This is a genomic window from Croceibacterium soli, from assembly GCF_009828065.1.
GTDB classification, from domain to species: domain Bacteria; phylum Pseudomonadota; class Alphaproteobacteria; order Sphingomonadales; family Sphingomonadaceae; genus Croceibacterium_B; species Croceibacterium_B soli.
This window is the reverse complement of sequence record NZ_WTYK01000005.1, coordinates 198,558-218,436: the sequence shown is the minus strand read 5'-3', so window position 1 is coordinate 218,436 and position 19,879 is coordinate 198,558. Positions and strand designations below refer to the sequence as shown.

Sequence of the window (19,879 nt, the reverse complement as noted above, 5' to 3'; positions counted from 1 at the left end):
GCAGCGTAGTGTCCAAGGATCAGTTGATTCTTGCTGATCACTTGAGCCGTTAGCCAATCAGCACAGCAACCCGGCCAAGCCGCACTCCTGAAACAGCGCTTGCCAAATGATTGCGAACAGACAAGTTTGCTGCTTGCGACATAGATCGCGGGAGGGGATCAACGTGGAAAATGAGCGCACTGGCGGAGGCCGGGATGAGTCTGCTTCGGCTGCCAACACAGTGCTGGACAGGCGCCGCTTCATTGGAGCTGCGACGATCGGCACCGGGGCTGCCATTGCCGGGCTCGCCGGCTCCGGTCCGGCCTTTGGGCAGGGCGCCCAGGCCCTCGCATCTCCGCAAGTCGACTTCCCCGAGAACCCCCGTGATTTCGGCGGTGGCGGCAGCGCCGCAGGGGCCGTCAATCGGGCCGAGATCGATCTGTTCGACTGCGAGGTCGAAGGCAACTGGCCCCAGGATCTCGACGGCGTGTTCTACCGCGTCGGGCCGGACCCGCAGTATCCCAAGGACCCGAAGTGGGCCGGCGACATCCCGTTTGACGGCGAAGGACACGTCAGCATGTTCCGCATCAAGGACGGGCATGTGGACTACAAGACCCGTTATGTGCGCAACCAACGCTGGAAGGCGCAGCACGAGGCGCGCCGCTCACTGTTCGGGATGTACCGCAACCCGCTGACCGACGATCCGAGCGTCGAAGGGCTGAGCCGGGGCACGGCCAACACCCAGCTGTTCCTGCACCACGGCAAGCTGTTGGTGTACAAGGAGGACAGCCCGCCCGTTCACCTGGACCCGCTGACGCTCGAAACGATCGACGATTACTACACCTTCGGCGGCAAGCTGAACAGCCAGACCCACACGGCGCACCCGAAGATCGACCCGCTGACGGGCGAGTACATCGGCTTCGGCTACGAGGCGAGCGGGCTGCTCTCCAAGGATATCTTCGTGTTCTCGGCCGACCGGGCCGGCCAGGTGAACTGGAGCACTACCGTGCAGGCGCCCTATGCGGGCATGATGCACGACTTCGCGGTGACGCAGAGCCATATCGTACTCTACCTCACCAATATGGTCGCCGATGCCGAGCGCATCCGTGCCGGCGGGGTGCACTTCACCTACGATCCCGGCAAGCCCTGCTACATGGGCGTCATGCGCCGTGGCGGCGACGGCAAGGACCTGAAGTGGTTCACTGGGGCCAACCTGTTCTGCACACACGTCATGGGCGGCTGGTCGGATGGCGACAAGATCGTGACCGACTGGGACGGTGGCGAAGGCAACCAGTTCCCGTTCTTCCCCAGCAAGGCACCGTTCGAGCCTGCGAAGGCCACCGGGCTGATCCGCCGGTTCACCATCGATCTCTCCAGCCGGACGAACGATCGCTACCAGACCGAGACGTTGTTCCCCGAGGTCAACGGTGTGCTGTCCCGGCAGGACGACCGGTTCCACACCCTGCCGTACCGCTACGGTTACCTGAACTCCGGTGCCGGCTGGGCGATCATCGACCACGCCGACAGTTCGGTGCAGCAGGTCACGGTTCCTGACTACCGGCTATCCGAGATGACGTTCGTGCCGCGCAAGGCCGATGCCCCCGAGGGCGACGGGTACCTGATCGGGATCGGATCGAGCATCAAGGAGAACGGCCGCTCCGACCTGATCCTGGTGGACACCAAGGACCCAGCCGCCGGGCCGGTCGCGCGCGTGAAGATGCCGTTCCAGGTCGTGGGCCAGGTCCACGGCTTCTGGGCCGACGCCAGCCAGATCCCCGGAGCGTCAGCCGCATGAAGCTCTTGTCGCGCGCCCTTGGCGCGCTGGCGGCAGCCGCCCTCGTCCTACCGGCCGGAGCGCAGGACAGGGCGCGCGTCGACCACGCTCGGATGCTCCGTGCCGATCGGGAGCCGGGCCAGTGGATGAGCGTCGGGCGCACTTACGATGAGCAGCGCTTCAGCCCGCTCGACGCGATCAGCGACCGCACCGTGGATCGCCTGGGGCTCGCATGGTTCGCCGACATCAACACTGAACGGGGAATGGAGGCGAGCCCGCTCGCGATCGACGGCGTGCTCTACAACGTGCAGCCGTGGAACATCGTCACCGCCTACGATGCGGCGACCGGACGGGTGCTGTGGACTTTCGATCCGCAAGTGCCGCTCAAGTTCGGGCGACTGGCGTGCTGCGACATCGTATCGCGCGGGCTCGCCGCCTGGCGAGGCAAGATCTACGTCGCCACCCTCGATGGCCGGCTGATCGCGCTGGATGCGAAGACCGGCACCCCGGTGTGGTCGGAACTGACCGTCGACAACGCGAAGAGCTACACCATCACCGGCGCGCCTCGCGTGTTCGATGGCAGGGTCGTGATCGGCAATGGGGGCGCAGAATCGGGCGTGCGCGGCTATGTCTCGGCTTACGACGCCGAGACCGGCAAGCTGGAGTGGCGCTTCTACACCGTGCCCGGCAACCCTGCGGACGGGTTCGAGAACGAGGCCATGAGAATGGCGGCGGCGACGTGGACGGGCGAATGGTGGAAGGCCGGAGGCGGCGGCACCGCGTGGGACAGCATGTCCTACGATCCCGAGCTGAACCTGGTTTACATCGGCACCGGCAACGGTTCGCCATGGACGCAGAAGTGGCGCAGCCCAGGCGGCGGCGACAACCTGTTCCTTGCCTCCATCGTCGCGCTCGATGCCGCGACCGGTGAGTACAAGTGGCACTACCAGACGGTGCCGGGAGAGGAGTGGGACTACACCGCCACTCAACAGATGATCCTCGCCGACATCGCTCTCGATGGCCGCACGCGCAAAGTGCTGATGCAGGCGCCGAAGAACGGGTTCTTCTACGTACTCGATCGGCAAACCGGGGAACTGCTCTCGGCCGACAAGATCGTGCCGATCACCTGGGCCAGCGGCATAGACATGAAAACCGGCCGGCCGATCGAGAACCCCGCTGCTCGGTACGGCACCAAGCCCGTGATGATCTCGCCCGGGGCGGGCGGGGCACACAACTGGAACCCGATGGCGTTCAGTCCTCTCACCGGCCTCGTCTATGTGCCGGTGGCGGAAACTTACATGGCCTATGCGGCGGCGGAGAGCTTCGACCCTGCTCAGGGGGGAACCGGCGCCAGTTTCGCCGGGCACGATGCCGAGCGCAAGAAGATCGCCGAATACGCGGACGCCCACTCGCGCGGCTGGCTCTCGGCCTGGAACCCGGTCACTCAGCGCGAGGTCTGGCGCGGTCCGGTGGAGCAGAAAGGCAGCGGCGGGGTGCTCGTCACCGCCGGCAATCTGGTCTTCCAGGGGACGATCGGCACAACATTCGCCGCCTACCGCGCGGATACGGGGCAGAAAGTCTGGGAGATGCCGGTGCAGCAAGTGCCGATCTCCGCGCCCATCACCTACATGGCGAACGGCGAGCAGCACATTGCGGTGAACGCCGGCTGGGGTGGCGGTCTCGCCCATGTGGAGCGGTCCGCTTACTCGCAGATGCATCTCTCGAAGCCGCGCCTGCTGGTCTTCAAGCTTGGGGGCAGGGCCAAGCTCCCGCCGCTGCCGGCGTCCTCAATGGCCGTGCCGGAACTGAGCCCGCCCCCGAAGCTCGCCGCGGCTGCCGATGCGGTCCGCCGCGGCGAGCAACTCTACGGGGCCAACTGCGCGCTATGCCACGGTGCCGCCGCACGCGGTGGGGTCAAGGATCTGCGGCATATGTCGCCGGAGACGCACACCGCCTTTCTCGACATCGTGCTCGGCGGATCTCGCGCGAGCAACGGCATGGCGAGCTTCGCCGACGTGCTCTCCCGCGAGGAGGCCGAGGCGATCCATCACTACGTAATCGCGAGAGCGAACGCCGACTGGGAGACCCCGTGAGGGGCACGAAAGGACAATGCAAATGATGTTCCGCAAGATCGCGCTAGCAGGCGCATTCCTAATCGCAGCCCCTGCGCTGCCCGCGCAAGCGCAGGTCACTTACGGGCCGACCTACGCGCAGGACCGGGCCCAGATCGAGGACCTGCACGCGCGTTACCTGTTCGCGATCGATTATCACGATTGGGACGCCTACGTCGCCACGTTCGCCGAAAATGGAGAACTCGAATTTGCCAACGGCACTTCCAGGGGTCGCGATGCGATCCGCAAGGCGGTGACAGACTTCTCTGCTGGCATCGGCCGGTTCTACCACACCGCGGACGGTAAACCGGCCAAGCTGCGCCACATCATCCTGCAGACCGCAATCCGGGTAGAGGGTGACCGGGCTTGGTCGCGCTCGCAGTGGCTGGAGATGGCAAACAACGGACCCGGCGATGAGCCGAAGATCGGCACATATGGCATCTATGAGGATGAAATGAAGCAGGTTGACGGCCAGTGGCTCTTCGCCAAACGCCGCGTACTCAACGAGTTCATCCCTAATCGCAACTCCGGCCCAGGGAATCCGGTGAGCACCATGGATCAAACAGCCGAGCGCCCTTGAGCGGAGAGAAGTAGCACTGCAGAACAATTCGACAGTTCGCTACTGCTTGTTCCGTCGGTGGGCCAGGTTACCGGCGGAACCGTCCGGCCGGTCTCCCGTCTACATCTTCTTGGCGCAATTGCCCCTGGATCGAGGCACGGAGCCATATAGTTATTGCGGTCCGCTGCTCGCCACGGCAGCGTTCACCACCCCGGAATTCCACTTGAGCTTTTCGCTTGCTGCGCATGCTCAGTGCGGACAGGGCAGTCCACAAAAGCTGAATACGCTCTGGGCAGCCCTCAGGCCGCCCAGGCGCAACATAATCAGAAGCTCTTCTTGACGCTCACCACCCACTCGCGCGGGCGGCCTGGCTGAGCGGCCACAATACCTGCGCCCGCCCCCGTGAGATCGAAACTGGTAAGGAGGTGGTACTTGTCGAAGACGTTTGTGACTGCCAACGCTATCTCCAGATCCTCCTCAGCGTTGCGCCAGGTGACGCGCGCGTTGGCTAGCGTATAGCCGTCGATCAGGTTGTTCGGTCCGTTGACGGCGTTTGAAAACACTTCGGACTGATAATTGGCATCGAATCGCGGGATGAGAGAACCGGAGCCGCCGAGATCGACCTCGTACTGAATGCCGAACGCCCACTTCCATTCGGGTGTATACGGCGGGACCATTCCGATCTGCACGCCGTTCGGTCCACCCGCCTGCGGATTGATCGATTTGTAGTCGAAATCGAGGTAACTGACGGAGGCGTCGACCAGCAGCCCGTTGCCTGGATCGATCGTCGTTTCAAGTTCCGCGCCTTTGATCTCTGCGTCGCCGGCGTTCTGCGGCAGAGCGCAAGGACCGGGTCCGCCAAATTGCGGGCACGAGAGCAATGTAAGCTGAATGTCCTTGTAGTCGGAGAAGAATACCGCTCCGTTCAGGCGTACCGCGCGATCCAAAAGGTCGCTCTTGAAGCCCACTTCGTACGCCGTCAGCGTCTCTGGACCGAATGGCTGAACCTGCGCCGGGTTGAACGGACGCGGGCCGATGCCGCCGCCCTTGAAGCCGGTGGAAACCTGCGCATAGGTCATCAGCTGCTCGCTTAGGCGGTACTGCAGATTGGCGCGCCAGTCGATCTTGTCGCCGTCGAACTCTCCGCTCACCCCGTCGAGCGCACCGAGGAACGGGTTCAGCGAGCCGTCGCGGTTTCGGCGAACGAACGTGTAATCCTTGTGCTCTTCGGTGTAGCGCAAGCCGCCGTTGAACGTAAGGTCGGGGACGATCTCCCACGACATCGCCCCAAATACCGCCTTCGTGTCGGCATTGACCGGATCATCGCCCTGGAACTGCAGCGGGATCGGCGCATAGCGCAGATCCTGAAACGTCGCGTAGGTCGAGCGCTGGTCCAGATAGAACGCGCCCAGCGTCCAGTTTACTGTGTCGTTGAGCAGTACGCCGTTGAGGCGCAGCTCCTGAGTGAAGCCCCAGTAGTCAAGGTCGCCGAAGCCGTTGGCAACTGCGAGCGGCGAGTAATCGTCGTCGTTGTTGAAGTGCAGCACGTACTCACGATAGCTCGTGATCGACTGGAGCTGCAGGTTCTCGGTGAGGTCGAAGTCGATCTGCCCAGACACGCCCCAGCCGTTGAACTTGGTCCGGCCGTCGCCGCGCGTCTCGATCAGCGGGTAGCCGGCCACGGGAGGAGTGAGCCAAGTATCAGCCGGCGAGAAGTAGCTCGCATAGTTGCAGTATTGGCCGCAGACGAACCGCGAATCGTAAGGAACCGCGTCCGCATTTCCACGGATGTTCGGGTTCGCGGGGTTGTTCGCTAGCAGTAGGACGCCAGCGGCGGCGGTGCGATCGTCATGCGTGTAGTCGCCGATCAAGTTGACGTCGAGCCGGTCGCTCGGCTGGTAGCGCAGCTGCACGCGGCCGGCCATGTAATCGACCTCGCCGTCACGCGCTACGCTGCAGTCGCCTTCGCCGGTAGTCGGCTGAACTCCGCCGACCGCGGGGTTCAGAGCCGAGCCCGGCGGGTTGACGCAACCGAAATCAAGCCGGTCGACGTAGCCCTCCTGCTTCTTGGCGACACCGGCAAGCCGCATAGCCAAATCGTCGGTGAGCCCGATGTCGGCACTGCCGCGCAGGTCAAGCCGGTTGCGGCTGCCATAGGCGCCTGCGACGTACCCGCTGCCGTCGCCTGTGGGTCGCTTCGAATAAAGCTTAACGGCGCCGCCGATCGAGTTTTTACCGGCCAGCGTGCCTTGTGGGCCGCGCAGGACTTCGACACGGTCGAGATCGAGAAGATCGAAAATGGCGCCGGTGAGCGTAGCGTAGTAAACGTCATCGACATAGAGGCCGACACCCGGCTCGAGAGCTGGATTGAAGTCATACTGGCCGACACCGCGGATCGAGGCGCCCAGAGAAGGGCCAAACGCCGCCCCCTGTGGCTTGAGCGTGACGTTAGGAGCCTGCGCAGCGATTTCCGCGATGTTTGTTTGGCTCCGGGCCTCGAGCATCTCGGAATTGACTGCGGTAATCGCAAGCGGTGTGTCCTGGAGCCGCTGCTCGCGGAACTGCGCGGTGACGACGATCTCGCTACCGCTCGGGCCGGCGTCAGCGGTCTCCGGGGACTCCGCCACCGCCGCTCCGTCCTGCGCGAGCGCGGGAGCGGTGCCAATTGCAATCGCCAGCGCGCTGAAGCCGCGAACCAACTGCGCGCTACGTTGAACTCCAACAGGTTTAGCCATCTTCATCTCCCTGAAAATCTGGTTTGGTTCGATGGCCCGATCTTGCGCCGGGCTGCGGGTTAGTTTGCTACTCGTTCGGATTTCGCGAGCCGTTCCACCAGGCGGTTGAACATCGTGACCCCCTTGTCGTGGGCGGTCGGCATCACCTTAGGCTCATGCGTCAGGTCGATCACTCGCTGCTGCGCTTCGATCATCACCTTGTCTTCAGCGAATGCCTTGGCGGCGAGCCCCATCAGCATGTCCCGGTGAGCTTCGTCGCCGTGATCACGGCGGGGTCCCCAGGAGAAGAAGTATCGCGATGTTTTCCCTGTGAGGGGAGTGACCGCTTGACTGGTAAAAGTAACGCCTCCGATAGCGTCCTCGAGGTTGGGCGCGGAGCGGCCGCATGCCTCTGCGGTGCCGAGGGGAAAGACGCCTCCGGTCATCAGGAGGATACCCGGGATCAGGAAGTCGTAAGACATGTAGCTGTCCATCGGCACCTCTGACTTGCGCGAAGAAGAGCCCGTGGAGTTCTCGGTCCACCTTTCGTAGCGAATACCCCTGGCCAAGGGAGTGATGCGGCCGGGGGTCTGAGCGAATTCCGGTCCGGCCTGAAAGCTCTCCGCATGCACGAACGACAAGTGGCTGAAGTCCAGCAGGTTGTCGTTGATGAGCCGCGCTTCGGCCGTGTAGTCCAGGTGCCCGTGTCCTAGTATGTAGTTGGGATCGTCAAGTCCGACAGCGGACGGTATCAGGCCCTCGTCCGCTTCTTCCGGAGCACCCATCCACACCCATATCCAGCTGTGGCGTTCAACCACAGGATAGGATTTTACCCGCGCCAGCGGCGGGATCTGCTCCTGACCCGGGATCTCGACCACCGCACCATCGGAAGCATAGAGCAGGCCGTGGTACATGCACCGCAGGGCATCACCTTCGCAGCGGCCCAAGGATAGCGGTGCGAGACGGTGAACGCAGCGGTCCTCCAGCGCCACCGGTCGGCCGCTCTCACCGCGGTAGATGGCGATCGGCGTCTCCAAGATCGTGATCGCGAAGGGCTTCAGCTGCGCTATGTCATGCGACCAGGCCGCGACGTACCAAGCGTTGTGGACATAGCTCATCACGCCGCGCCTCAGGTTTTCGACTCTCCGCAGAGGAGTTGACTTTAACGGCGTTAAATTGTCAATCGTCAGAAGATGGGCACACGAGTTGCACAGCCGCTAGACCGGGCAACAGTCCTCCGCGAAGCATTCGCCCTGCTCGATGAAAGGGGCTTCTCAGGGCTTAGCTTGCGAAGCCTGGCCGATCGACTGGGTGTTCAGGCTCCAGCCTTCTACTGGCATTTTTCAAGCAAAGCCGAGTTGCTCGGCCACATGTCCGCGGCCATTTACCGGGACGCTCGTACTGCAGTGCAACCGTGTGACGACTGGACCACATGGCTCATCACCTACGGCCGCGCTTTGCGACAGCGCTTCTCCAGTCAACCGGGAGCTGCACGCATCTGCGCGATCGCGCAGCCCCTCGAAGGCGAGGTTTCGATAACTGCCGCTTCGATTGCTGAACCGTTGACGCAGCACAGCGTTGCCGAGGAGCTGGCCCTAGACGCCATCGCAGCGGTCACCTCTCTGGCGATCGGCTGGAGCGCTTACGAGCCTCAGGGCACAATGCGCAGCTACCTTGAGGACCTTATGGATTTCGACGAGAGCTTCGAGGTAGGGCTTGATGCGCTGATCGCCGGCTTCAAGGCAAAGCGAGGTGCAGTGCATCGGGGATCTCGCCGGTCCACAAGCGAGCGCGCCGATGGTCGAGGGGCGAGAGGGGTTCGGATCTTGCCTTAATGGTGCGCGCTTCCGTCCAACGAAACTTGAGGCTTCTCGTAATCATCCGAAAACCGAGTCAACTCGGCCGGCGCAGATCGGACGCGTGCACGCTAGCTACTAAAGGGCGAGAACTATGAGGATTACGCGTCTGGGCGTGCCGCGATGCTCTGTTGGGGAGGGCCCGCTGTGGGACGTTCTGGAGCAGGCTCTGTACATGATCGACATCCTCGAGAAGAGGGTGGTGCGATCCGATCCCCGGACGGGCGTCGTGCGCGAATGGATCATGCCTGAGCTGATCGGCTCCATGGCACTTCGTGAGCAAGGCGGCGCAATTGTGGCACTCGCTAGCGGAGTGCACACGCTTGATTTTGACACCGGCGAGTGCAGCTTGCTGGCGCGCCACGTTGACTTAGACGATCGAGTGCAGCTGGCTGACGGGAAAGTCGATCGGCGCGGTCGCTTTATTGTCGGTTCCAGCGACCGTGGCATGAAGGAAGCACGGGGCAAGTTATACGCGCTTGATCCCGGTGCAACCGAATTGCGCGCAATCGACGACGATGTCTTCCTTGCGAATGGGCCCTGCTGGTCGCCCGATGATAAGATCTTCTACCATGCCGACAGCATCCGCAAGCTCATATACGCTTACGACTACGACATCGAGAGCGGCACCGTTGCCAACCGTCGCCCCTTCGCCAGCACCGAGGAGCTCGGCGGCATCCCGGATGGAGCCACCGTGGATGCGGAAGGTCATGTTTGGAGCGCCATCTGCGAGGGTGGGAAGCTCGTTCGCTTCCGACCTGATGGCAGCATCGAACGCATCGTGGATTTCCCGGTTAAGCTGCCGGGTAGCGTTATGTTCGGTGGCGCGAACATGGATCAGATCTTTGTGCCGACGCTCAGTCCCGCATTCCTCGGCCGGCCTGCTGATCCGTTAGACGGCTGCACGTTCGTTATAGAGGAGCTGATGATCCACGGGATTGCGGAGCCGAGGTTTGCCGGCTGAAGCGATCCGGCTCGTATTTAGGCGGCCGTAGATAAAGCGATCAGCGGCAAGCGTAGATGAGTGCTACGGCGATGCGGTCCGGTCACCGACGCAGGCCACGTCTTCTACAGGGAGAGTCCGGAGCGTACGCAGCCGCTCGGTCGAAAGCGCTGTTAACTGAGCAAGCCGGGCTCCCTCAGCCGCGCGTTGATGGACAGCTGCGCACGGTTGAGGCTCCAGTCTCAGCAAGTTACCGCCGCTTCCGTGCCGCCGCGAGCACTTGACGCGCACGAATGCCGACAGCCCGGCTATGTCTAACCAGGGCAGCAGTGAGTGGCTCGGGATCACGTTGACCTGCTTTAGCCGGCCCAGCGGCTTAGGAGAACGAGCATGCCGTCACCAACGGTGAGTGCTCGAGACCTCCAAGTTTCTCTCGATCCGCTAAACTCTTGGGGCAGCAAGGGCACTTGCGTGCGTTGGAGCGTTGACGATCCAGGAACTGCACGAGGAGAGCACCACCGTGTTCAAGCGCGCATTTGGCATCGGAATGGCGTTCATCGGACTCATTGTCGGGGCGGGCTTCGCTTCTGGTCGTGAGATGCTGCAGTTCTTTGTGGCGTTCGGCGCCGTCGGCATTCTCGGAGCGTTGATCGCCTCGCTCATAATGACGTTCATCGCTGTCGCTGCGCTGCAGCTGGGAAGTCACGTTCAGGCGAAAGAGCACGTCGCGGTTTTCCGGCAGGTTTCGCATCCGCTGATCGCGCGGTTCCTCGACGTCACGACGGTGATCACTCTGTTCGCCATCGGTTTTGTCATGTTCGCTGGTGGGGGTGCCAATATGGCCCAGCAGTTCGGCTGGCCCGTCTGGGTGGGCGCGGCGAGCACCTTGGTTGCGGTGCTGGTGTCAGGCATGTTCAACGTCGACAAGGTTGCCCGACTTATCGGGCTGATCACGCCGTTCCTCATCGTATTCCTGGTCGGCATCTCGGCGTGGACACTCGCCACGGCCGAATACGATTTTGCCGCGCTTGACCTGGCGGCTCGAACAGTGCCAACTAGCCTGCCGAACTGGTGGCTGGCGGCGCTCAACTATGTCGGACTGTGCGCAATCAGCGGCGTTTCCATGACCATCGTGATCGGCGGCAGCATGCTCGATAGTCGCACCGCCGGCTTAGGCGGCCTGATCGGCGGAGGCATATTTCTGCTGCTCTTGATGCTTGCCGTGCTTGCGCTGTTCCTAAGCTCCGAGTTCGTCGGTGACGCCGAGTTGCCCATGCTTGCCCTGGTTAACCGGGTGCACCCGGTTCTTGGCACTGCCATGTCGATCGTCGTATTCGGCATGATCTTCAACACCGCATTGGCCATGTTCTACGCTCTGGGCAAGCGCCTGACACGTAGCCGGCCCGATCGCTTCCGCACTGTTTACGTCGCAGTGGTGCTGCTCGGCTTTGCTCTGAGCTTCGTCGGGTTCCGCGACTTGGTCGCATACGTATATCCCGCGCTTGGCTACCTTGGGCTGATACTGATCGGCGTTATGGCCGCGGGTTGGGTTCGCGGGCGCAGCCATCTCTCGGCCGAAGCGCGCCGCCGCCTTCACCTGCGAAGGCTTGCCGCCCGCCGTCTCGATCCGAGGCACGACTTCGCCCCAATGCATGCCGACCTAGTCCAGCGCTTGTCGGGAGAATCTCACATCTCAGACGCAGAGTTGCACGCGGCCCTCATCGCCCGCACTGAGACAGCGCTCAAAAAAGATCCTGACGTCGAGTACGATCCGCTGCCCTCCGAAGCTGACGCATCCGCAATCTTGACGCAGGCCGAGTGGCCGGAGAAATCCCAAGACAGGTCCGGCTCACCGGAGAAGCCGGAACCGTGATCCGGAATGCACGGCTCGAGAAAGCGGCAGGATAAGCCCCTTCTTGCCCGGCAGCAGACCTTCCGTAAGCGGCCCAGAAGGCGCCATAACTCGCCGTGTGAATGAACGGCCGGTTTCCACGCTCAGGCTAAGCGCCGCGACTGTCGGCTTTGTCGGCGCGAAGTGCCGCAAGCACCGGGGCCCGGGGTGGTGGCAGTTAGCCGCGCCTCCCTATTGAAACCGGCCTATCTGGACCCGACCCGATCTTAGTCTTTGACATCATCTCCACATAATTGCGTGGAAGGCTGCCGGTGAACCACCCAGGGGTTGGAGCCATGACGATCCGCGCATTAGCACTAGGGATTGCGATCTCGCTCGCGCATTCACCGGCAGATGCAGCCCAGCCGTCCGAAGCGCCAGCCAGATCTCAGCAGTCCGGCAGCCGCTGGGAAGTGATCAGCATTGACGGTATGCCTGCCCCTAGACGATCCGACTATCCCGCTGCGACGCTCTTCATGGGCACTGACGGGGCGATAGGAGGCACTTGGGAGTGCAACAGCGGCGGTACAGCCTATGTGCGCTGGACGAAAGATGGCGGGTTCAGTGGCGCGGGCGGCCCGATCATCTTCACACTGATAGGTTGCTCCGACCAGGACAAAAACGGACTTTGCGGGTAAGTTCTGGAGGCTGATGGGGAAGGCACAGAGGTGGAATCGCACAGGGGAACTGCTGGTGATCCATGCGAGCGATGGAACCTCCGCACGTCTTGGGCTTAAGTCAGAATACCATTGAGGGCACGGCAGCTCACCACCCATCTTCCGTCGCTAAGCTTTTCCCGGACACCCTCTGATACCCGCCATATGCGACCCGATGTCTCTGCGTGAACGTACGGCCGGTTCCGGCAGGGCGATCCCGGCAGCTAAACGACCGGTTTGTCGGCGGGAGTTGCCGGATAGCGAGCGCGGCTGAGCGTTAGCTTTGTAGGTTCCAAGCTCCAGAGCCCGCCAGACGGCAACTGGCCCAGGAATTGCCCGGCCGCTCATGACGAAGCCGCCGGGCAGCGATGCCTTCGGGAGAGTGACGATGAAGCGATGGCTAGCGGCCGCCACGGGAGGCCGTCGCCGTCACGTAGAGGTTTACGCCGAGCTGACCTTGCAGGACGAACAGCTCAGCGGGCGCCCCGCAGGGGACGAGAGGCTGCTGTTCCGTCAGCTGCGGTCTGCTATCAGGGGGAGCGGCCAGCCGCTCCTGTCGAAGCTCGAAGCCGCTGGGCGGCTACCCGCTCAAACACGAGTAGCCGGCCACCGCGGCCTCAGCTGCCGCAGGCAGACTCATCACCAAACTGCCCGCTCGCTCAGAACGAGAAGCGAGCGGTCGCACGGACAGTTCGGGGCGCGCCAGGGTAGACCCACACCGTGTTGTAAGAACTCTGGCCATATTGCTCGTCGAGCAGATTGTCGGCTTCAAGCCTCAGCGTCACCTGGGGCGAAAAGACGTACTCGGCAGCAGCCTTCGACTTGATGTAAGCCGGCAGGACGAACCCGCTGGTGTCGAGCGCGCCTGCGCGATTGCCCACGTAGCTCGCACCGAAGCTTACCGTCAGGCCGCGGCCCTGGTTATCGAGGAAGCGGCCGAGTGCGAACACGGTCCCGGAATGATCGGGAACATTGAGGACCGCTTCCGTGGCGAAGGCGGCATCGTCAGCGCGGGCCGGCGTCCAGGCGTAGTTGGCTACGAGTTGCCACCGCTGAGCAATCCGGAGCGAAGCGTCGAACTCGATGCCACGGCTCCTCAGATTTCCGACGGGAGCGAGGTAGTTCGGATCGACCGGGTCGGTCGTGAGGATGTTTTGCTTCTCGATGTCGAACCAGGTGAGTGCGATATCAATACCGGGCCACGACGCCGTGGCTCCGAGTTCATATCCATAGCCATTCTCTGGAGCGAAGCCGTCGCCATTCCTGCCGATGCCCGAGTTCAGCAGGTAGCTTTCGCCCCAGTTCGCGTGCACTGCGAAGATGTCACTGAGCTCGTAGCGCCCACCGATCCTGAATCTGACAGGCTCGCCGACAGCCCTGCCGGTCGTGTTAGTCAGCAGGTTTTCGATGTCCTGGCGGTAAGCGTCGATCCGCACGCCGCCCGACAGAGTTAGCCGCTCGCTCACGGTCCACATGTCCTGCAGGTAGATCGTCCCCACTTCACGCGTTTCACGATTGTTGATGAAGGGGAGCAGCTCGGGTGGTGTGCCTCCGTAGACGGGATCGTAGATGTCGATAGGATAGGGGTTTGCCGCCGTCGGATTCCGACGCATCCAGCGCTCCTGGTAGTCGAGCTTATAACCCTTGATTCCGATGCTAGCGCGGTGCGCGCCAAGTTCGCCGGTAAGTTCAAACCGTGTCGACAAGTCGATGACCTCGAAGTCGCGCTGGCGCCGCTGGCGCCAGAGCGTTCGATCATCGACGAGGCGAGACTGATCGGACGAGAGCCCCTTTAGCGATCCCGTCCGGTAGGCTACGCCGCCGTTGAGGCTGAAGCGGGCGCCGAGTTGCGCAAGGCCGGTCAACTGGTGCCGCTGGTTGCGAAACCGGGTCATGCCGTCGCCGGGTTCGCCATAGAAGCTGCCGCGAGGCAGCGCGTTGGCATCGCCACCGACGGAGGGTATGCCTCGGTCGAATGGAGCATCAAACTCCGTGAATTCACCCACATAGGTGAGCCGAAGGTCCGGAAGCGGATTCCATGTGAGCGATGGCGCGACTACCCGCCGCTTCAGCGTGACGAAGTTGCGCCATCCATCGCTGTCCTCGGCTGCTACGACCATCCGGGCTGCGAGCGTGTCGGTAATGGGCCCTGTCACGTCCAACTCAGCCCGCCGCGTGTCGAACGAGCCAACGGTGAGCGTGAGCTGGGCGTCGGGAGCGAAGCGCGGCGTCTTGGAGACGATGTTTACGCGGCCGCCGGGATCCACGTCGCCGAACAGCGCGCCGCCCGGACCTTTGAGCAGTTCGATCCGCTCGGCCGTTGCAGGGTCACGCGGCGGACCCATCCCGCGATTGGCGAGGAAGCCGTCGACGTAATATTCGGCTCCTCCGTCGGGAGTGCCGAGGAACCCGCGGATGGCGAAGTTATCGAGAAAGCCCCCTCGGTTGTTCTGGTTGCTGACGCCGCTGATAAGTTCGAGCGCATCCGAAAGGCGATAAGCGCCCGCCGCGGTCAGCAGGTCCCGTTCCACCGATCGGCTCGAGGGCGACATGCGTTCGGTGACGATGTCGGAAGAGAGCGTGCGGTCAGCGCGCGTGGTCCGGGTCCCCAGGACGACGATTTCTTCAGCGTCCGGTGCCGGTGGCACCTGTGTTGATTCGACGGCTTCGGCGGGCGGCAAGGGAGGCGCTTCTGCGGCAGCAGCAACGGCGATCGTCGCAAGGACGTGTTCCAGCAAGGGGAATGCTCCCGTTTTGGTTAATGTGGAGAAGAGGGGGGGCTAAAGCTCAGAGGTAGCTGAGCAGCGTGTTCCCGCTGCGGCGCTTCACCCCCACGAACCAGCGGCAGAGGAACCACAAGGGCACCGCGACGACGGCGGAAAGCAGCCAAAGCGCGCCGACGTTGGCCAGGCTGAAGTAGGCGCCCTGGTTCGGGCCGAAGGCTGCAAGCGCGGCCAGATTGAGGAGGTGCAGCACGTAGAGGTGGATGACGTAGAAGAAGAGAGGGGCTGCACCGAAGACGGCGATCGTCGCGAGCCCGCGGGTTGGCACCTTCTCAAGCCAGGCAAGGACAAGTGCACCCACTCCCAAGGTGAGCAGGATGAAGTCGGCCGAGGGCGGATATTTGGTGACGTTGAAGAAGCTCATTACCGTCTGCAGCGCCGATGCGCCTGTGAGCCAAGGGTATGGGTCTCCATAGATGTTGGTGGCGCGAAGCAGCGCGAACAGCGCCACAGAGGCGCACCCGACGAGAATAAGCCTCCCGCGGCGTACGCCTGCCGGCGTGTTCCGTCCGAACCAGGGTCCGGCGCACCAGCCCAAGGCAATCACCCCGATCCACGGCAGGAGCGGATAGGAAGTGCGAGCGCGTACGGTCTCCGTCAGCTCGATGTATCCGCGATCGTGAAGGATAGCCCAAATCGCGTGACCCGGCTCTCCAGCGGCGAAGGCGATCGGGTCGAGGAAATTATGGCCAAGGACGATAAGAAGCCCGATGGCGAGCACGGCCGCGCGCGGCAGCCAGAGAAGCGCCGAGAGAGCAATCATCGACAGGCCGATGACCCAGATCACCTGAAGGAACAGGGTCTGCGGCGGCAGCGAGAAGGTCCAGGCAAAGCTGACCACGGTCAACTCGAGGACAATCAGGAACAGGCCGCGCTTGAACAGAAAGGCGGATGCGGCAGCCTTGCCGCCCCTGCTCTGGCTATAGAGCCAGGCTGAGAGCCCGGTCAGCACGATGAAAGCTGGAGCGCAGAAGTGCGCCAGAAGGCGGCTGGCGAAAAGCCCCGGCGAGGTGGTGCTGATGTCCATCGGGTCCGGCACTTGGGCGTGCAGGAAGAAGAACTCCCGCACATGGTCGACGAGCATCAGGAGCATCACCGCTCCGCGCAGAGCGTCGATTGACTGGATTCGTTGCTTCGCAGCAGCGTTGAGTGTTGCCGCTGCGGAGACGGCGAGCGGCGCAGATTGCCGTGCACCGTCGTAGCCGAGTTCCACGGCTTGGGATCGCTTCATGAATTAGGCTTTCCGGTAGCTGAAATGCCGGCCCGTAGCTGCTGACGCTGCTGAGCTTGGGGCAGTCGAGGATGGAGGAGAAACGTGCGCGCTGTGCGGGCGATGCGCGGAGTCATGGTCTGTCGACAGCCGCTGGCGCGGTTAATCCGAGCCCTCAGCCAGCCTGAGATCGCCTGCTTGCACCCGCGCCGGATTAGGATCAGGCCAGTGGGGGCTCGAGCAGCGGGCTGATCGCCCGGCCGAAAAGTGCGGCATCGTTTCGCAGCCGAGGGTTGGCGCGACCGGGGTTCTCAGGAGCCTCAATGGTCGCAGCGCGCGGCATCGTGAAACTCGCCAGTTGGCTGCTAGCCGCGTCAACCAAGGTGCTATCCTGAGATACCTTCGCCGCCGCGTGGTCCTCGCCGCGCGCTTGGGCGGCTGCTTCGGCGTTTGAGCTTGCAAGTGCGGCGGCATGGGCCAGAGCGTCGGCATGCCCACAGAGCGCCGAAGCGACAGCGGCGCTATTCGTGAAGGCGATAGTGAGCATCAGCAATAGGGCGCAAAAGCGAAGCACGCGTAATGTGATAACATCACGCGTGCTTCAGCGCAAGAGTGCTTGATCGTGCCGCGCTCTGCTCATGTAATTAGGTGCGTTGCTTTGATCCCGCATGGCCGAAGCTGCGTGTCGAAAGATCGCGCGGCTCATTCATGTCTGCTGATGCTTAGCATCGAGGAACGGAACGGCAGCTAACCGATCTTCGATCCTGGAACCCGCAGTTCAGCTACCGGCCCAGTAGCCGATTGCCACGCCAGCTCTCGGCCGCGATCGGACGGTGGTTCCCGAGTGCGCCGCAGCACAAGGCGCGGTCCATCTGTTCCGTATGCGTCTCGGCGAGTTGCCAATCGGCTATACTCTGAAGACGCCGGCTCGGACCCATCATTCCTAAGACAGTGAGCGTTTCGCGATCTTGATTGGCGACAAATTCTCCGCGCACATGGACGAGACGGGTGCACGCGCAGCCCGATCTTTGGCGGGCGCGTCGCGGGCTCTTCGTCGATCCCGCGGAAGGCCCGGTGCTCGCGATTTACGGCTTGGACGGGCTTAGCCGTTGAAGCCGGTGTTTCGATGCGTGTGGACCTGACCTTCAAAATCGAAGACACAGCGCTCCAAGGATCAGGGAGAGTACGTTGGGCTGTGTCGGTCTATAATCAGGAGGATGAATTGGTGGCAAACTATGATTTTCTCACAATGAGCGCGGCTTAACGACCATGGACTACGGACCCACCTCCGCCAGTGAGTTGAAGCACCTGCAATTCGAACGCCTACGCGCGTCGTTGGCGCACGCCTATGCAAATTCACCGTTCTATGCACAGGCGTTCGACCGCCACGGTGTCTCACCGCAAGATCTGCAAGACCTCCGAGATCTAGCGCGCTTTCCCTTCACTACTAAACAGGATCTGCGTGCGAACTACCCCTTCGGCATGTTCGCCACGCCGATGGAGCAGGTCGCCCGGATTCATGCGTCATCGGGGACGACAGGTAAGCCTACCGTTGTCGGTTACACTGCAGATGATATCCGCATGTGGGCTGGCCTCGTTGCGCGCTCGCTTCATGCCGCAGGTGTGCGGCCGGGCATGAAGGTACATGTCGCGTATGGCTATGGGCTCTTCACCGGCGGACTTGGCGCGCATTACGGCGCGGAAACGCTCGGCTGCACCGTCATTCCGTTGTCCGGCGGTCAGAGTGAGAAGCAGGTCCAGTTGATCGGCGACTTCAAGCCAGACGCGATCATGGTAACTCCGAGCTATATGCTCGCGTTGCTTGACGAGTTCCGCCGCCAAGGTGTGGACCCCCGCGCGTCGTCACTGCGCTTCGGCGTTTTCGGAGCCGAGCCCTGGACCGAGCCAATGCGCCGTGAAATCGAGACGGGTTTCGGGCTTTGTGCGACCGACATCTATGGCCTGTCCGAAGTTATAGGACCCGGTGTGGCCCAGGAATTCGCCGGCGACGGCATGCCGACGATCTGGGAGGATCATTTCTATCCGGAGATCGTTGACCCGGAAACCGGCGAGCCGCTTCCGGACGGTGAGGAAGGTGAACTGGTCTTTACGTCACTCACCAAGCAGGCACTGCCGATCGTCCGCTATCGTACTCGAGATCTCACGCGCCTGATGCCCGGCGATGCGACGCCTATGCGGCGAATGGCGCGGATAACTGGTCGCTGCGACGACATGCTGATAGTGCGCGGGGTGAACGTCTTCCCTACACAGATTGAAGAACAGGTACTCGCCTGCCCGGCGCTGGCGCCGCACTTCCTGATCGAGTTGACCCGGCCGGCGCGGATGGACGAGGTTACCCTCTTTGTCGAGGGCAGACCCGACGCCGATCACGGCCTCTGTGCAGAGCAGGGGCGATTGCTGGCGCATCGCGTGAAGGAGGTGATCGGCATTACGCTGCGCGTGGAGCTTCGACCTAGCGGCACGCTCGATCGCTCCGTCGGAAAAGCGGTAAGAGTCCGCGATCTGCGACAGATTGGTAGCGCATGATTGAACTGGCGGCTGTCGATCCTCAGAAGCGGATGCGTTTGATGCTGGCGTTTCGGCCATGACGTACTAGCGGTGCTTCGGGCGGACCAGTCGTCTGGTTCAGACGCCAGTGTCGCTGTTTAACGTGCCGGTGCGCAAATCTTTAAGCGACACTCACCAGCACGGCATGGCAGGCGGGGTGATGACCGCCCCCTCAAACGGCTTCGCGCTCGTACTGATTTCTGACGGACAATGTAGTCGAGCCAGCCCTAACTGGGTCAACAGCTTAGCGATTCCAAGGGTGACCTCGTGCCATTCAGTGTAGTTTAGAAATCGACGGTCCGGGGGATTGCGAAGCCAATGCGACGATAGCCTACAGGTCCTACTGGCATCTAGGTTATACTGCCAGCGAGCAACACGGCCTTGAACGGGCCCGAGCGAGCCTGGATCTTCCACTGAGCTCGAGCCGCTCGTGCTCGTGATTAGCGTTCCGACCTCGGCGCTTCCGCCCGCACAAGGATGTGGTGACCGGTTCGGCCGATTATCTTGTGGCCTCTTCTTTCAAGTGGGGACCACCGCATTCTGGCGCCTGTGGGGGTGATCCGGTGAACCCAACTCCGCATGCGTTTAGGTTCTATTCTGCGGGAGGCTCGGGCGTTTGCGGCTGTCCCGAGGAGGCACGATCGACCCAAGGATCGATCTGCGGGTGTCGTCGAAGCCGCTATAGCAAAAAGATCGAACGACGTTGCGCTCCTGCTTGGCGAGTTGTTGAGGAGAGAATGAACCTTTTCATTTGTGCGGCTCGGGTGATCAGGGTTGACACCCCCGCAAACGACTCAGATACTCGAATTCTGTCGAGTCTTGAGCAGAGGCAGAT

The 19,879-nt window shown here is 62.5% G+C and carries 13 protein-coding genes; 8 read left to right on the top strand and 5 right to left on the bottom strand.

The window, feature by feature from the left end; translation table 11 throughout:
- Positions 1–220 precede the first annotated feature (220 nt).
- From GRI75_RS10460 to GRI75_RS10450, 3 genes are read left to right on the top strand one after another with little or no spacing between them, the layout of a single operon-like run.
- Entirely contained in the window at positions 221–1,774 is a 1,554-nt protein-coding gene (locus GRI75_RS10460; protein ID WP_160746920.1) for a carotenoid oxygenase family protein, read from the top strand.
- Positions 1,771–3,846 (top strand): PQQ-dependent dehydrogenase, methanol/ethanol family, encoded by a 2,076-nt coding sequence (locus tag GRI75_RS10455; protein ID WP_160746919.1) that lies wholly within the window; start codon positions 1,771–1,773, stop codon positions 3,844–3,846. Before GRI75_RS10460 ends, GRI75_RS10455 begins: the two co-directional genes overlap by 4 nt.
- 22 nt (positions 3,847–3,868) lie before the next feature.
- On the top strand, positions 3,869–4,444 hold the full coding sequence (locus GRI75_RS10450) for a nuclear transport factor 2 family protein (protein ID WP_160746918.1): 576 nt from the start codon (positions 3,869–3,871) through the stop codon (positions 4,442–4,444).
- A gap of 302 nt (positions 4,445–4,746) precedes the next feature.
- Here the strand turns inward: GRI75_RS10450 and GRI75_RS10445 are convergent, their stop codons facing one another.
- The gene (locus tag GRI75_RS10445; protein ID WP_160746917.1) at positions 4,747–7,158 is read right to left on the bottom strand and encodes a TonB-dependent receptor; all 2,412 of its coding nucleotides are present in this window, start codon (positions 7,156–7,158) and stop codon (positions 4,747–4,749) included.
- 59 nt (positions 7,159–7,217) lie between these two features.
- Complete coding sequence (locus GRI75_RS10440) at positions 7,218–8,255, bottom strand: aromatic ring-hydroxylating dioxygenase subunit alpha (protein ID WP_160746916.1); 1,038 nt, start codon at positions 8,253–8,255, stop codon at positions 7,218–7,220.
- Between the two features lie 75 nt (positions 8,256–8,330).
- Between GRI75_RS10440 and GRI75_RS10435 the strand changes: the two genes are divergently transcribed.
- From GRI75_RS10435 to GRI75_RS10420, 4 genes are all read left to right on the top strand, one after another.
- Positions 8,331–8,972, top strand: a complete 642-nt coding sequence (locus tag GRI75_RS10435) for a TetR family transcriptional regulator (protein WP_160746915.1) — start codon at positions 8,331–8,333, stop codon at positions 8,970–8,972.
- Positions 8,973–9,087: 115 nt separating this feature from the next.
- Positions 9,088–9,957 (top strand): SMP-30/gluconolactonase/LRE family protein, encoded by an 870-nt coding sequence (locus GRI75_RS10430; RefSeq protein WP_160746914.1) that lies wholly within the window; start codon positions 9,088–9,090, stop codon positions 9,955–9,957.
- 463 nt (positions 9,958–10,420) lie between these two features.
- Positions 10,421–11,809, top strand: coding sequence for a YkvI family membrane protein (locus GRI75_RS10425; RefSeq protein ID WP_160746913.1), 1,389 nt, complete (start codon positions 10,421–10,423; stop codon positions 11,807–11,809).
- Positions 11,810–12,123: 314 nt separating this feature from the next.
- Positions 12,124–12,465 carry an META domain-containing protein gene (locus GRI75_RS10420; protein ID WP_160746912.1) on the top strand — a complete coding sequence of 114 codons (342 nt, stop codon included), beginning with the start codon at positions 12,124–12,126 and terminating at the stop codon, positions 12,463–12,465.
- Between the two features lie 677 nt (positions 12,466–13,142).
- Here the strand turns inward: GRI75_RS10420 and GRI75_RS10415 are convergent.
- The 3 genes from GRI75_RS10415 to GRI75_RS10405 all read right to left on the bottom strand — a co-directional run bounded on the left by GRI75_RS10415 (position 13,143) and on the right by GRI75_RS10405 (position 17,023).
- Positions 13,143–15,221 (bottom strand): TonB-dependent siderophore receptor, encoded by a 2,079-nt coding sequence (locus tag GRI75_RS10415; RefSeq protein WP_160746911.1) that lies wholly within the window; start codon positions 15,219–15,221, stop codon positions 13,143–13,145.
- A 49-nt stretch (positions 15,222–15,270) separates the two neighbouring features.
- On the bottom strand, positions 15,271–16,479 hold the full coding sequence (locus tag GRI75_RS10410) for a DUF1624 domain-containing protein (RefSeq protein ID WP_328597969.1): 1,209 nt from the start codon (positions 16,477–16,479) through the stop codon (positions 15,271–15,273).
- 217 nt (positions 16,480–16,696) lie between these two features.
- On the bottom strand, positions 16,697–17,023 hold the full coding sequence (locus GRI75_RS10405; protein WP_160746909.1) for a hypothetical protein: 327 nt from the start codon (positions 17,021–17,023) through the stop codon (positions 16,697–16,699).
- 722 nt (positions 17,024–17,745) lie between these two features.
- Here GRI75_RS10405 and GRI75_RS10400 point away from each other — a divergent pair.
- Positions 17,746–19,023, top strand: coding sequence for an AMP-binding protein (locus GRI75_RS10400; protein ID WP_160746908.1), 1,278 nt, complete (start codon positions 17,746–17,748; stop codon positions 19,021–19,023).
- Positions 19,024–19,879: the final 856 nt, after the last annotated feature.